Source organism: Treponema sp., from assembly GCF_051883275.1.
Taxonomy (GTDB): domain Bacteria; phylum Spirochaetota; class Spirochaetia; order Treponematales; family Treponemataceae; genus Treponema_D.
The window spans coordinates 124,868-138,287 of record NZ_JBJETK010000023.1 but is presented as its reverse complement, the minus strand read 5'-3'; the positions used below and the strand labels follow the sequence as shown (position 1 = coordinate 138,287).

The window sequence follows — 13,420 nt, the reverse complement described above, 5'->3', positions numbered from 1 at the left end:
ATGAAAACAGCGGCAGATGTCATTGTAGTTGGAGCTGGAATTTCAGGAAATGCGACGGCATATTATCTTGCAAAGAAAGGGCTCAGTGTAATTGTCCTTGAAGCTTCTCAGAATATCGGGAACGGCGGTTCAAGCAGAAACGGCGGCGGTGTGCGGCAGTCAGGAAGAGATCCCCGGGAGCTTCCGCTGATGATTTACGGCGTGAAGAATATATGGCCGAATTTGTCGGAGGAGCTTGGCGTTGACACCGAGTATGTTCAGGGAGGAAATCTTCGCCTTGGAAAAACAGAGGAGCATTTGAAAATCCTCAGGCGGCTTGCGGACGGAGCTGTAAACTGCGGTGTTGATGTGCGGATGATTGATGCAGGTGAAGTCAGGCAGATTAATCCGTATCTGAGCGAAGCGGTCATCGGTGCGTCCTGGTGTCCAAGCGACGGGCATGCAAATCCTCTTGTAACGACACTTGGATTTTATAAAAGTGCTCTGGCGCTTGGAGTTGAATTTATAACTGGCTGTCCTGTGTCTGAAATCATTCTTTCCGCAGGAAAAACAGCCGGCGTAAAAACTCCTGAAAATATTTTTTATTCCAAGGCAGTTATAGTCTGCGCGGGATTTGAAAGCAATGCTGTTTTGGGCACGGCAGGAATTTCTATTCCCATGAGAAAAAAACTTCTCCAGTGCCTTGTTACAGAAGCAGAGCCTGAAATGTTCCGCCAGATGCTTGGAACGGCAAAGGCTGATTTTTACGGACACCAGACAAAGCACGGCTCTTTTGTTTTCGGCGGCCATGACGGATATGAGGATTTTGCAAATCCGCTGAATGAAAACAACAGCTATCCTCCCAGCACTTCTGATTTTGTAAGCGCATGTTCGCGTGGAATCACGGGATACTTTCCGCTTCTTGCAAATGCCAGAATTGTGCGCTCATGGGGCGGCTACGAAGATCTTGCGAGCGACGGAATCTGCACAGTCAGCAAGGTTGACGAAATTCCCGGTCTGTATGTGGAATGTGGTTTTTCCGGACATGGATTTGGAATCGGCCCAAGCGCGGCGTTCAATATTGCAGAGCTGATAGCAGAAGGAAAATCCCCCGTGCCTCTGGATAATTACCGTTACAACAGATTCAAGCCGGCGCTGTAAATTTTCATGCTCCGCTGTCCGCCTGAGATTTCACTTTATTTATAGAATTTCAGAGCTGTCAATGACAGAAATGTCCGCAAATAAAAAAACGACTGTTCCACTGTATGAAGAATGAGCTATCCACAGACAGTGGATAGGCGAGAAAAGATATGGTGTATAATCAAGGATGTTGTTTGCTACGACTCGGTTACAAGTTTTCCAGTCATCTGCTCAATTTCCAGTTCAAGGCACTGAACGCGGGACAGGGCATTTTTCAGTTCCTGCTCCAGATACTCTTTGTCGTCAGTGAATTTCTGTACAAGTTTTGTGCAGATTTTTTTTGTGAGCTCTTCGTCTGTTACCAGGCGGATTTTTCCGAACACAATCACGCTGTTGAAGTTGAGCGCCCATTCGCCTTCTTTGCGGCAGCCTTTATCAAAAACGCAGAAGCTTGCCTTGTTGTAATTTCTGACCGCATCTATCTTGTGGCCTTCCTTTGCGCCGTGAAAATAAATCTTGTTGTCCTCTTCAATATAAAGGTGCGAAAGCGGAAGTCCGTAAGGATAGCCGTCATCTCCAAGCAGGGAAAGAACGCCGCGCTTTTCGTTTTTCAAAATTTCCTTGCATTTGGAATCTGAAATCTGCTGCTTGAATCTTCTCATTGGTCTGAACATGGCTCACCTCGTGCTTTGCGTTTTCGCAGTAATGCAGAAACTGAATTATTGAATTTTTTGCCGCTGAATATTTTGATTTTAAACTCCCTGCTTTTATCTGGAATTTTGCGGAGCGTAAAAAAATTCGCATTTATAGTGTGAAAAATTCTTTATGAAATTTCCAGCGTTTCAGATCAGCAGAGTGGATTTCCGAGTTTAAAATAAATTTGGCTTTTCAATAAAACACTGAATTTTATATTCTGTGCATTTCTGAAAAAACTTTTTCGTTCATTATGTTGACTTCAACACCAAGCTCGTTTAATTCCTGGACAAGCTCTTTTCTTGCGACGTCAATGGAAATGTCGGCATTGTCAAAATCAACCATCATCATCATCACAAAATTTCCGCTCAGAATAGTCTGTGAAATATCAGCAATGTTTATGGAATGTTTTGCCAGATATGCTGAAACTTTTGCAATAATACCAACCTTGTCAGCGCCAACAACAGTAACTATAGCTTTCATAATGAAAATATTTTAATAGAAAAAAAACATATATACAATAAGAAGCCCTGAAAATCTTTTGCGAAATTCAGGGCGTTTCTAAAGACGGATTGCGCTACTCGGACTTCAGCATGCTGACTGCGGACGACACTGAAATGCTCCTTGAAAGCGCAACAAAATGCATTGTGATTCCCGGCTTGGTATGCGAAAGTGAAATTTCATACATTCCCTTTGCAAGCTGAACCTGCCCGATTACTGCGGAAGTTTCCTTGCCTTCTGTTGTGCGGCACTCAAAGGCTGACACAGGCGTTCCGTCAATCAGCACGTTGCATACAGACTGTGAAACCTTGTCGGATTCTGCCGGCTTTGAGTACGTTCCAATAATATTGTAGATTCCTGCTTCCGGTGCAAAGAACATTCTTTTTGTTTCGCCGTGGCAAAGGAACTTTGTGTTTTCCTGCGCCGGATTTTTTCCGCTTTCCTCCTGTTCTGCCTTGGAAGTGAAAACGGGAATGTTGTTGAGCGGCCGCAGCTGTCTTTTTGAAACAGGCGCTTCCAGAAGAAACTGCAAGATGTCCCTTGCGCATATCTGAAGCTCAGCGATTGTGAGTGTTCCGTTTTTCAGGCTCGCTTTTATGTTGTCATTGTTGCCGTCTTTTTCAGCTTCGTCATTGTTCGCAATCATGTAGACGTCGTTTCTTGCCCTGACCATTGAAGCGGTCAGCTCTATTTCGCCTTTTCCGCCTTTCACACAGTCATTCATTCTTGCCCACCAGTCTGTCATTACAAGGCCTGTGTATTTCCAGTTTTCCCGGAGAATTGTTGTGTTCAGGTCATAGTTGCTTGCCGCAAAATGTCCGTTTATCTGGTTGTAGCTTGTCATGATTGAGCGGGCGTTTCCTTTTTTTACGGCGATTTCAAACGGCTTCAGGTAGATTTCTCGGAGCGCGCGCTCTGAAACAATGGAGTCGTGCTCGCGTCTTTGTGTTTCCTGATTGTTTGCCGCAAAGTGCTTGATTGTCGCGGTTGTGTCGTTCTTTGAAATTCCCCGTAGAATTGCCGCCGCCATTTCGCCGCTGAGAAGAGGGTCTTCTGAAAAGTATTCGAAATTTCTTCCGTTGAGGGGATTTCTGTGGATGTTTATTCCCGGCCCCAGAACGGTGTCGATTTGATTTTCTGAAAGCTCGCGCCCTTCGAATTCAAAAAGCTCCTGAACAAGGGCTGTGTTCCAGGTACAGGCAAGCTGGGTTCCTATCGGCATTAGGGATGCTTCCTTTCCCGTGTCAAGCCTGATGCCAGAAGGACCGTCCGCGCAGCCTGCCACAGGAATTCCGTATTCGTAAAGGCTCTGGCTCACTCCGCCGAAAACTGAAGCTATTCCCATGGTTGCCTTTCTGCTCATCATTCCTTCGCCGCGGACAAGAGTTGCAAGCTGCTCTGAATTCAGCTGGCCGATGAATTTTTCAAGCAGCCCGGGATTTTTTTTGACGTCACTGAATTTTATTCCAAGGTCGCCGGTAAAAGGAATTTCCGCGGGAAGGTTCTGCTGTATTCTTTGCTCGAGGCTGAATTTTTCAAGCGGAACGGATTCTTCCAGAATTGAAAAAGTTCCGTCGCTGTTTTTTTTGCCCGGTCTGATTCTTGAAAATTCCTTTTGCGGAGCGAGTGCCTGGCAGAGTTTTTCCACAGCGTAAGTCTGCTCAACAAAAATAAAATTCTGCGGGCCGACAGGAATTTCTTTTGCGCTCTCCGAATCGGTTCCCATGAGAACGCGGTATTCTCCTTTTTCAAGAACGAATGAATATGGAAATCCAGTTGCCCCGGAGTCGTCATAGGATGCCGCTGATTCCAGGTTAAACGAAAGCTCCAGCTCCTCGGATTCCCCGGGATTTAAAAGCTGTGTCTTTGCAAAGGCAGCAAGAACTTTTTCAGGCTTTCCGAGTTTTCCCTGCGGAGCCTGAACGTACAGCTGCACAATTTCCTTTCCGCTGAATTTTTTTCCGGTGTTTTTTACACGGACTTTTACATTTGTGTTTTTTCCGTCGCAGTCAGATGACACCAGCTCAGTTTTAAATTCAGTGTATGACAATCCGAATCCAAACGGAAACAGAATCTGGTTTTTGGCGAATGTTGAAAAATATCTGTAGCCAACATAAATATCTTCCTTATAAAATGCCTCGTCAGGTGAAGCGAAATTTTTTGTGGAAGGATAGTCGTCTATTGATTTTGCGATTGTGTCTGTGAGTTTTCCGCATGGAACTGATTTTCCGCACAGTATGTTTGCGCAGGCTCTTCCTGATTCCTGTCCGCCCTGCCATGCGTAGACCACAGATTTTATTTTCCCTGCGAATTCCGCATCGTCAATCCATTGCGTGTCTATGATTCCGCATGTGTTGAAAACTATGATTACGCTTTCAAATGCGGCGCATACGTTTTTTATCGAAGCGCGCTCTTCGTCTGTTAAAAGCCAGCAGCCTTTTTCGCGGTTCAAGTCCTTGTCTTCGCCTGCATTGCGCCCGATTACAAAAACAGCTTTGCCTGAAACAGCCGCAGCCTTTTCCGCCAGCTCCTTTGTGACGGGAAGCTCTTTCTGAAAATACGGCTCCATTGCCCAGCCGCCTCCGGCATTGTCAAACGGATTTTCCTTTATCCAGTTTCTGTATATTTCCGCAAGTGCCTTGTTTGCTGAAGGAATATTGTCTGTCAGTGTTGTGGAATACGGAGAGCGCACCGAGCCTCCCGAACCCATTCCGCATTTATAAAAATCAAACTGACATCTTCCAAAAACAGAAACAGTTTCATTTTCTGCGAGAGGAAGAGTGTTTTCATTGTTTCTAAGAAGAACAATTCCTTCTTGCGCTGATTCAAGAATTTTTTCTGAAAATGTCATAAGTTTCTCCTTTAAAAAGTCAATGGAAAAATATTAATTCCCGGCTTAACTGTTTCCGCACATTCGCAATGAAATGACCCGCAACGCAAGTTTCCAGCGGAATGTGCAGTTGATAAAAAAGTCTGCAACGCAAACTTCGGAGGCTGAATAAATCCGCGCTGTTTCAGCGGTGTTTATCCTGCGCCCCTTTTTATTTTATAATCACGTTTTTAATAAAACGCTGATTAATCCGCATTTCTTTTTTAAGATTATCACCGGCGGCTTTCAAAATCTTTAACTATATGATAAATTAATATAACAATCTTCCATTTTTTTTAGAGGCTGCTTTGGAACGCTGTTCTACTTTCAACGTGGATTTGTCGGAAAATGTTGCATATAACGACCCTTCATTTCCTGCGTATATCACAAGAGGATTTCTTTCGTTTTACCCTGACCTAAGAGGATGCACGCACTGGCACGAGGACTGGGAATTTATAGTTGTTGTCAGCGGCGCCGAGGTGTACAACGTAAACGGAAATTTAATAAGGCTTGAAGAAGGCGATGCGATTTTTGTAAACAGCCGGCAGATTCACTACGGATTTTCAGAAGATGGAAAGGATTGCGAATTCGTGTGCATTCTGCTGAATCCGTCACTGCTTTGCGCCAACAAGACATTTGACGAAAAATTTGTAAAGCCGTTTGTCTACAATATAAATTGTCCGTTTATAAAGCTGAGCAAAAAAATTCCCTGGCAGAAAAAAGCCGTAAAACTGCTGATGGAAATATATGCAAGAAAGGACAGCGGAACATGGCAGTTTGTGGTTCAGCGGAATTTCTTCAGCCTGTTTGAGCTGATATATTCAAACGCTGATGTTTCTATTGAAGTTCCGGCTAAAAATTCGTCCGGGCTGAATGCCCTGAAGCTGATGATGGTTTTTATTCAGGACAATTATAAAAAGAAAATTCTGCTTGACGATATAGCTTCCGCCGGATTCTGCTGCAAGAGCAAATGCTCTTCGCTTTTCACCCAGTATCTAAAGGAGTCGCCCATAACATATCTTATAAAATACAGACTTAAGATAAGCACCGAGCTCCTGTGCAAGACAGACATTCCAATCACTGAAATTGCCTACGAGTGCGGGTTTTCCGGGACAAGCTATTTCTGCGAGATGTTTCACCGCTATTACCAGACAACAGCCCTGGAGTTCAGAAAGAATTCCTCAGTCTGTTAAAAATTTTAACATTGAAATTTTAACCTTGACAAATTTTTCATGTGAACATAAGATATTGGTATGGACTTAAGAACTGTATTAACACCTGACACAGTAGACCTTCATTTAAAGGGAACTACAAAGGAAGAAATTATTGACGAGCTTCTCGACATTCTCGTGAAAGCTGGGAAAGTAACAGATAAAGCAGTTGCAAGGGAATGTGTGCTTGACCGTGAGCGTAAGATGTCTACCGGTATGAAGCACGGAATTGCAATTCCACATGGAAAAACTGACACAGTTTCTGACTTGGTTGCTTGTATTGGAGTTTCAGATAACGCTGTTGATTTTGACAGTCTGGATCAGGAGTTATGTCGTATCTTTATTATGACACTTTCCCCTGTGAATAAGACAGGTCCTCATCTTCAGTTCCTTGCTGAAGTAAGCCTTTTGTTCAAATCAGCTGATAAGCGCGCTCAGATTTTGAGCACACAGGATAAGGCTGAAGTTATAAAAATCCTTACAGAGTAGTTTTTACGCTGTTTTATAGAAGCTCTTGCTTTGCGGCAGGGGCTTTTTTGTTTTAAATGTCTTTCGCAGGTAAAATACTTGACATTTTGTCTTTTTTTGTCATAATAAAATCAACAATCTCGGCGCGGGCTGTGTTGTTTTACAGGGGAAGCCTTGGAAAATTTCGGTTTTTATAGGCAACTCTGAAAGTGCGATGTTTTAGGGCGTTCTGTTGCAGCGGCTTAAAACTCTTCTTGAAGTTTGCGTTGCAGGCTTTTATCAACTGTGAATGTGCTTGAAGGCTAATTCGGAAATTCCGTTTGGCTTTTTGGGAGATGCTTATGGCTGTTAAATATGCATTTTTCTTTCCGGGACAGGGCGCTCAGGCTCCGGGAATGGTAAAGGATGTCGCAGAATCTTTTTCTTCGGCAAAAAAAGTTATTGATGATATTTCTTCTATTGTAAATCTGGATATTGCAAAGCTTCTGTGGGAATCGGATGCGGCTGAGCTTAGCCGTTCAGACAACAGCCAGATTGCTATAACTGCTGCTTCACTTGCTCTTATGGCGGCTCTCAAGGATCAGGGAATTGAGCCTTCTGCGGCAATGGGATTCAGTCTTGGAGAATTTCCTGCTCTGTATGCGGCTGGAGTTTTGTCTTTTGAGGATGTCATAAAGGTTGTTCGCAAGCGCGGACTTATCATGCAGGCTGTATGCGAGGAGATTGCCGCCAAGAATGAAGGCCATGCTCCTGGAATGACGGCGGTTTTGGGGCTGTCGCCTGAAAAAGTAAAGGAAATCACAGCTGGCATAAAAGATGCCTATGCTGCAAATATGAACAGCGAAAAGCAGACTGTTGTGAGCGGAACTTTTGATGCTCTTGCGGCAGTTGAAAGCGCTGCTTCTGCGGCCGGTGCTCGCCGCGCTGTGAGGCTGAAGGTTGCAGGGCCTTTCCATTCGCCCCTTATGCAGGACGCCGCTGTTGAGTTTGAAAAAGCAATCGCTGATGTAAAATTCAGCAATCCTGTGATCAAGCTTTTTTCAAATGTAACAGGAAAGGAATGTGTTTCAGGCGAAGAGGCAAAAAAGTCCGCCGTGCTTCATTTGACACACCCTGTTCTCTGGACTGATGAGGAAAGCTGCCTTGGAGCCGTTATGAAAGCTGACGGTTTTGAAAACTGGGCTGCCCTTGAAGTAGGTCCGGGAAAAGTTCTTTCAGGACTTTGGTCAGGCACGGAATACAGTGCGAATCTGTCGGTTCTGCCGGTAAATACGGTTGAATCTTTAAATGAAATCTCTAAAAACTAAAATTTTTCAGGGTTTCTGTAATTCTTTGCTGTGCCCTGGAAGATTTTAGTTTTTCCGGGCATCTATAAATTTTATGGAGAAAATATGCTTTTAAAAAATAAAAAAGCTTTGGTGACAGGATCTTCCCGTGGAATCGGAAGAAAAACTGTGGAAGTGTTTCTTTCAAACGGCTGCGAAGTCTGGGGACTTTGCACAAAAGAGTCTGCCGGAAAAAGTGAGCTTGAAAAACTGGCATCTGACAATGGAACGGCTTTTCATGAATTCTATGCTGATGCAGGCAACGCGGAAGTTCTTTCATCCGCAGTAAAAAATGCGCTTGCCGAAGCTGGCGGATTTGACATTCTTGTGAACAACGCAGGAATCACGCGGGACACTTTGAGCTTCAGAATGAAAAAAGAGGACTGGGATTCTGTTCTTGCGGTCAATCTTACTTCAGCCTTTATTGTCTGCCAGATTGTGTCTAATGACATGATTCATAAAAAATCCGGCTCTATAATCAACATGGCTTCTATTGTTGGAATCCACGGAGGCGCAGGGCAGGTTAATTATTCAGCGAGCAAGGGCGGTCTGATTGCGTTTTCCAAGTCGCTTGCAAAGGAAGTCGGCAGCCGCGGTGTGCGCGTGAACTGCATTGCTCCCGGATTCATTGAAACCGACATGACAAATGCTGTAAAGGAGGAAATCCGCAAGTCATGGGTTGAAGGAATTCCTTTGAAGAGAGCCGGACGTCCTGAAGATGTTGCGGATGCTGCTTTGTTCCTTGCTTCTGACTTGAGCTGCTATATAACAGCCCAGGTTATCGGCGTGGACGGAGGAATGGGAGCTTAGGAAGGCACTGGCCGCTTCTTGGGCTTTGTTTTTGCAATAGGGAGCCTTGGGAAATTTTTTTCAAGGCGACTTCAATATATTAAACTTTTAAATTGATTAATTACGGAGAAAATTATGCGTAGAGTTGTTGTAACAGGACTTGGTTGTGTTTCACCGATTGGAAACAGCGTGGACGAAACATGGGCTGCGATAAGAGCTGGAAAAAGCGGAATTGCGACCATAACTCATTATGATTCTTCTTCTTTTAAGGTAAAGTATGCCGCGGAAGTAAAGAACTTTGAGGCGGACAAATACATGGATCCGCAGTCGTCACGCAAAATGGCAAGATTTTCAAAATATGCTGTTGCCGCTGCTAAAATGGCGCTTGAGGATTCAAATCTTATAGACAACAAGGATGCCTTGGAAAAAGCCGCTGTTTATCTTGGAGTTGGAATCGGCGGTCTTGAGGTTACAGAGTCGAGCATGAAAAGCTATTTTGACTCAGGCTTTAAGCGCATTCCTCCGATGACAATTCCACAGCTTATTCCGAATGAGGCTGCTGCGAATATCAGCATCAAGTTCGGACTTCATGGTGTTGCACATACTATTGCTACAGCCTGCGCTTCCGGCTCTGATGCCCTTGGACAGGCTCTGGATAATATCAGGGTGGGCAGAAGCGACATTATTCTTGCCGGCGGTGCTGAGTCTACACAGAATGGCTTTGCGAACCTTGGCTTTACAGTTCTCCAGGCTCTTAGCTCAAAGTGGGCTGATGATCCTTCAAAGGCATGCCGCCCGTTCGACAAGCAGCGCGACGGCTTTGTAATGGGCGAAGGCGCAACAATTCTTGTGCTTGAGGAATATGAGCACGCAAAAGCCCGCGGCGCAAAAATATATGCGGAATTTGCAGGATACGGAGCAACCTGTGACGGTTATCACCTTACAGCTCCTAACCCGGACGGAATTATCGGTGCACGCGCCATGACACTCGCCATGGAAGATGCCGGAGTAAAGCCGGAGGATGTTACATACTATAATGCGCATGGAACTTCTACACATTTGAATGACTCAGGCGAAACAGCGATGCTTCACATGGCATTTGGAGAAGCCGCCAAGAAGCTTCATATTTCTTCCACAAAGAGTATGCACGGACACTGTCTTGGAAATGCCGGCGCTCTTGAAGCTATGGTTTGCGTAAAGGCAATTCAGGAAGGCTATATTCCTCCGACAATCAACCTTGATGAAGTAGATGTGGAAGGCGGCTGTGACCTTGATTACACACCTAACAAGGGAATCGACATGGATGTTAACGTTGCAATGAGCGGAAACTTTGGATTCGGCGGACACAATGGAATTGTTGTGTTCAAGAAAGTAAGCGAGTAGGTTTTTATGGAACAGTTTACTGATATAGAAAGCCTTCTTCCCCACAGAAAGCCTTTCCTTTTTGTGGATTCAATCGAAAGCGCCGATGAAAAAGGCTGTGTCTGTCTGCGGAAATTCACAGAAGATGATTTTTTCTTCAAGGGACATTTTCCGCAGTATCCGGTGGTTCCGGGCGTGATTCTCATTGAAACAATGGCACAGGGTGGAGGAGCTGCGCTGAGCATGCAGAAGACATTTGCAGAAGGCAGCCTGTTTTTCCTTGCTACAGTTGACAAGGTGAAATTCCGCAGCCAGGTTCGTCCCGGAGATACAGTGCGCATGGAAGTGACAAATCTCCGTGTTAGCCCCAAGATGGTCAAGCAGTCCGGAAAGGCGTTTGTAGGCGATGTGCTTTGCGCTGAAGCCGAGTGGATGTGCCTTGTGGGTTCTGCTGACTAAGCTTTCTTTGTTTTTTTAGCCGCTGTCTTTCTGGCAGCGGTTTTTTTTGTTCCTGTGCTGTTTTTTGCGGGGCGGCCGCCTTTTTTTCCGTTTTCACGAGAGGCAGCGGCTTTTTTTTCTGTTTTTATTTTACCGAGGATTTTTCCGGCGTTTGAAACGGGGAGGGGAATTTCCTGGGTTTGCCATAGCTTCAGGCTTCTTTTTCCTGCGTTTTTCAGGGAGGCAATCTGCTTGAGCGCGCTGTATGCGCTGTCCAGTCGGCTCTGTACGTTTTCGCAGAAAATTTTTTCAGGCGAATTTTCAAGATGCTCTTCAAGCTGCTCTATAAGCCCTAAAATTTCATCCGCCGCAGTCGCCGCTTCCTTTGCAAAATCAGAAAAGTCAGGGCTTTCCGAGGAGCTGCTCCTGAATTTTTTGAGGGCTTCTATAATCAGCTTGTCGCCCGGCTTCAGTTCAATGGGATCTTCCCTGAATTCCGCGGCAAGAAGAAAAAGCGAAATATTCGAGTCGAGCATATTAAGGTCGAATATCTGCGCTGTGTCCGGATTTGCGGAAAGCTGAAGCTCCTGTATTTTCCGCTCAACAGATTTCTGTAGTTCTGCGATTTCTTTTTTTTCTACTGTCATCCTGCCTCAAGTATAGATTAGGTTTTTATGAAAGTCTATTACCCGTTGAAAAACAAGGGCACTTCTGATAAAATCGGCTTATGAGTACTAGATGTTTTACAATGTTGAAGCCCGGTGTGTTGAACCGCAGGCTCGTGGGCGAAGTTATCAGCCGCCTTGAGAGAAAAGGACTGAAGCTGGTTGGATTGAAGCTGATGAATATAAGCCAGGAACTGGCTTCCCAGCATTATGCCGAGCACAAGGGAAAGGCATTCTATGATCCTCTCCTTGACTATATTACAAGCGGCCCTGTTGTTGCGATGGTCTGGCAGGGAGATGACTGTGTTCCTTTGGTAAGAAAAATCACCGGCGCTACAAATCCTGCCGATGCGGCTCCCGGAACAATCCGCGGAGATTTCTGCTGCCATACATCCCATAATATTATCCATGCTTCTGACAGTGACGAAAGCGCAAAAAGAGAAATTTCGCTGTTTTTCAAGCCTGAGGAGCTTATTGACTGGGAAGACCAGGCTGCAATCTGGTATTAGTATCGGGAACCTCTAAAGATTTTTTTTAGAGGTGTTTTGCCCTGTTTTTTTACAGGGGGCATTGCACTGGCGTTTTTCCGCTGGCAGTGCCTTCTTTTTTTTAGCGTGCATTTTTAAATGCGCTTTTCATTGTGGATTTGTTTTTTCTGTAGTATTATTGAAAGCATCGTGTTTTTAGAGTTGCCTCGGGGAGAGGCCGGGGCTTTTCAGAGTTTATAAGCTTATTTGTGCGGAGGGTTTGATGCCCGGCTGCGATACCTTATGAGAACAATACAGCTCGGAGTTTACATCGGGCTTGTTGATTCAGTGTTTTAAGGAAAGTTTTTTATGGATATTTTTGAAGTTGGAATAATTGGAGCAGGCGCATGGGGAACAGCCCTGGGCACTGCGATTGCTCGGGGCGGACATAAAGTTCAGCTTTGGGCAATGGAAGATGATGTTGTTGATTCTATAAATAATCAGCATGAAAACAAGCGGTATCTTCCAGGGTACAAGCTTGAGCCTTCTGTAAAGGCATCTTCTGACATAAAGGCTGTTGCTTCAGGAAAGAATTTTTTGATTATGGGAAGCCCGTCTCTGTATCTTGCTTCGACAATACGGAAATTTACTGATGTTCCAAATATCGCCGACGGTTCAACTATAATCGGCGCTTTGACAAAGGGCTTTGTTCCTTCGGAATCTGGAATTCCTGCTTTTGTTCTGGATACAATGGAAGCCGCCCTTCCTGAATGTTACAAGAATTCTACTGTATATATTGCCGGGCCGAGCCATGCAGAGGAAGTTGCTCTTGGAAAAATAACAGGGCTTATTTCAGCCAGCCAGCATCACAGAAACGCAGTCCGCATGAGGGATCTTCTGCGTGTAAAGGGAATCATGGCCTATGCTTCATTTGATACTGTGGGTGTTCAGGTTTGCGCGGCGGCAAAAAATGTCATAGCGGTTGTATACGGAGCTATGGATGCCCTTGCTGAAAACAGCAGTATTTTTGGCGATAACACAGAAAGCCTTTTGATGGCGGCAGGACTCAATGAAATTCAGACACTGGGCTTTGCAATGGGGGCAACTCACGCGGCCACCTTCACTTCGATAAGCGGCGTGGGGGATCTTGATGTTACATGCAAGTCGAAATACGGGCGCAACAGAAGATTTGGACAGGATTTAATAAAGACAAGAATGTTGGAGCAGTTCAGGGATTTGGATGATCTGATTGCCAATGTTAAGAAAATCGGCTATCTGCCTGAAGGCGCAATCGCCTGTAAGTATATTCACCAGATTATTGAGCAGAAAAATCTTAAGCTTCCGATTTGCAGCGCATTGTATAAGGTACTGAACAAGGAAATCAATGCGGAAGACTGCCTGAAGGAGCTTTTGTTCAGCAGATAATGATTTTTAACAAAAAGTTTGCGTTGCGAATTTTTTTTCAGGGCGCATTGTTGCCCGGTAAACGGCTGAGCCAGGCTTTGCGGACAGA

Annotated in this window: 13 protein-coding genes; 9 read left to right on the top strand and 4 right to left on the bottom strand. The window is 44.9% G+C overall.

Annotated features, from left to right (window positions below; all coding sequences use genetic code 11):
- Nucleotides 1–1,140 (top strand): NAD(P)/FAD-dependent oxidoreductase, encoded by a 1,140-nt coding sequence (locus ACI4L0_RS03670; RefSeq protein WP_439798816.1) that lies wholly within the window; start codon nt 1–3, stop codon nt 1,138–1,140.
- Between the two features lie 176 nt (nt 1,141–1,316).
- Here ACI4L0_RS03670 and ACI4L0_RS03665 read toward each other — a convergent pair whose 3' ends face one another.
- From ACI4L0_RS03665 to ACI4L0_RS03655, 3 genes are all read right to left on the bottom strand, one after another.
- The gene (locus ACI4L0_RS03665; protein ID WP_439798815.1) at nt 1,317–1,793 is read right to left on the bottom strand and encodes a pyridoxamine 5'-phosphate oxidase family protein; all 477 of its coding nucleotides are present in this window, start codon (nt 1,791–1,793) and stop codon (nt 1,317–1,319) included.
- A gap of 232 nt (nt 1,794–2,025) precedes the next feature.
- Nucleotides 2,026–2,295 (bottom strand): ACT domain-containing protein, encoded by a 270-nt coding sequence (locus tag ACI4L0_RS03660; RefSeq protein WP_439798814.1) that lies wholly within the window; start codon nt 2,293–2,295, stop codon nt 2,026–2,028.
- Between the two features lie 94 nt (nt 2,296–2,389).
- Nucleotides 2,390–5,164: a glycoside hydrolase family 3 protein gene (locus ACI4L0_RS03655; RefSeq protein WP_439798813.1), complete on the bottom strand. Its 2,775-nt coding sequence runs from the start codon at nt 5,162–5,164 to the stop codon at nt 2,390–2,392.
- A gap of 326 nt (nt 5,165–5,490) precedes the next feature.
- On the opposite strand from ACI4L0_RS03655, the gene ACI4L0_RS03650 reads away from it, so the two are divergent.
- From ACI4L0_RS03650 to fabZ, 6 genes are all read left to right on the top strand, one after another.
- Nucleotides 5,491–6,375: an AraC family transcriptional regulator gene (locus ACI4L0_RS03650; protein ID WP_439798812.1), complete on the top strand. Its 885-nt coding sequence runs from the start codon at nt 5,491–5,493 to the stop codon at nt 6,373–6,375.
- Nucleotides 6,376–6,435: 60 nt separating this feature from the next.
- Nucleotides 6,436–6,882: a PTS sugar transporter subunit IIA gene (locus tag ACI4L0_RS03645; RefSeq protein WP_439798811.1), complete on the top strand. Its 447-nt coding sequence runs from the start codon at nt 6,436–6,438 to the stop codon at nt 6,880–6,882.
- Between the two features lie 320 nt (nt 6,883–7,202).
- On the top strand, nt 7,203–8,168 hold the full coding sequence (locus ACI4L0_RS03640; protein ID WP_439798810.1) for an ACP S-malonyltransferase: 966 nt from the start codon (nt 7,203–7,205) through the stop codon (nt 8,166–8,168).
- Between the two features lie 84 nt (nt 8,169–8,252).
- Nucleotides 8,253–8,996 carry a 3-oxoacyl-[acyl-carrier-protein] reductase gene (gene fabG, locus ACI4L0_RS03635; protein ID WP_439798809.1) on the top strand — a complete coding sequence of 248 codons (744 nt, stop codon included), beginning with the start codon at nt 8,253–8,255 and terminating at the stop codon, nt 8,994–8,996.
- Nucleotides 8,997–9,110: 114 nt separating this feature from the next.
- Entirely contained in the window at nt 9,111–10,358 is a 1,248-nt protein-coding gene (gene fabF / locus ACI4L0_RS03630) for a beta-ketoacyl-ACP synthase II (protein ID WP_439798808.1), read from the top strand.
- A gap of 6 nt (nt 10,359–10,364) precedes the next feature.
- Entirely contained in the window at nt 10,365–10,796 is a 432-nt protein-coding gene (gene fabZ, locus ACI4L0_RS03625) for a 3-hydroxyacyl-ACP dehydratase FabZ (protein WP_439798807.1), read from the top strand.
- Here fabZ and ACI4L0_RS03620 read toward each other — a convergent pair.
- Nucleotides 10,793–11,422, bottom strand: a complete 630-nt coding sequence (locus ACI4L0_RS03620; protein WP_439798806.1) for a hypothetical protein — start codon at nt 11,420–11,422, stop codon at nt 10,793–10,795. The two genes, fabZ and ACI4L0_RS03620, sit on opposite strands and share 4 nt — an antisense overlap.
- Nucleotides 11,423–11,502: 80 nt before the next feature.
- Between ACI4L0_RS03620 and ndk the strand changes: the two genes are divergently transcribed.
- On the top strand, nt 11,503–11,949 hold the full coding sequence (gene ndk, locus ACI4L0_RS03615; protein WP_439798805.1) for a nucleoside-diphosphate kinase: 447 nt from the start codon (nt 11,503–11,505) through the stop codon (nt 11,947–11,949).
- A gap of 327 nt (nt 11,950–12,276) precedes the next feature.
- A complete protein-coding gene (locus ACI4L0_RS03610; protein WP_439798804.1) occupies nt 12,277–13,332 on the top strand; it encodes an NAD(P)H-dependent glycerol-3-phosphate dehydrogenase in 1,056 nt (351 codons plus the stop codon).
- The last annotated feature ends 88 nt before the right edge of the window (nt 13,333–13,420 follow it).

Excerpts from the sequence above, each read along its gene's own strand:
- ACI4L0_RS03670 (WP_439798816.1), top strand. The coding sequence starts at position 1 with ATGAAAACAGCGGCAGATGTCATTGTAGTTGGAGCTGGAATTTCAGGA.
- ndk (WP_439798805.1), top strand. The coding sequence starts at position 11,503 with ATGAGTACTAGATGTTTTACAATGTTGAAGCCCGGTGTGTTGAACCGC.
- ACI4L0_RS03620 (WP_439798806.1), bottom strand. The coding sequence starts at position 11,422 with ATGACAGTAGAAAAAAAAGAAATCGCAGAACTACAGAAATCTGTTGAG.
- ACI4L0_RS03660 (WP_439798814.1), bottom strand. The coding sequence starts at position 2,295 with ATGAAAGCTATAGTTACTGTTGTTGGCGCTGACAAGGTTGGTATTATT.
- ACI4L0_RS03655 (WP_439798813.1), bottom strand. The coding sequence starts at position 5,164 with ATGACATTTTCAGAAAAAATTCTTGAATCAGCGCAAGAAGGAATTGTT.
- ACI4L0_RS03645 (WP_439798811.1), top strand. The coding sequence starts at position 6,436 with ATGGACTTAAGAACTGTATTAACACCTGACACAGTAGACCTTCATTTA.
- ACI4L0_RS03610 (WP_439798804.1), top strand. The coding sequence starts at position 12,277 with ATGGATATTTTTGAAGTTGGAATAATTGGAGCAGGCGCATGGGGAACA.
- fabZ (WP_439798807.1), top strand. The coding sequence starts at position 10,365 with ATGGAACAGTTTACTGATATAGAAAGCCTTCTTCCCCACAGAAAGCCT.
- ACI4L0_RS03640 (WP_439798810.1), top strand. The coding sequence starts at position 7,203 with ATGGCTGTTAAATATGCATTTTTCTTTCCGGGACAGGGCGCTCAGGCT.
- ACI4L0_RS03665 (WP_439798815.1), bottom strand. The coding sequence starts at position 1,793 with ATGTTCAGACCAATGAGAAGATTCAAGCAGCAGATTTCAGATTCCAAA.
- fabF (WP_439798808.1), top strand. The coding sequence starts at position 9,111 with ATGCGTAGAGTTGTTGTAACAGGACTTGGTTGTGTTTCACCGATTGGA.
- fabG (WP_439798809.1), top strand. The coding sequence starts at position 8,253 with ATGCTTTTAAAAAATAAAAAAGCTTTGGTGACAGGATCTTCCCGTGGA.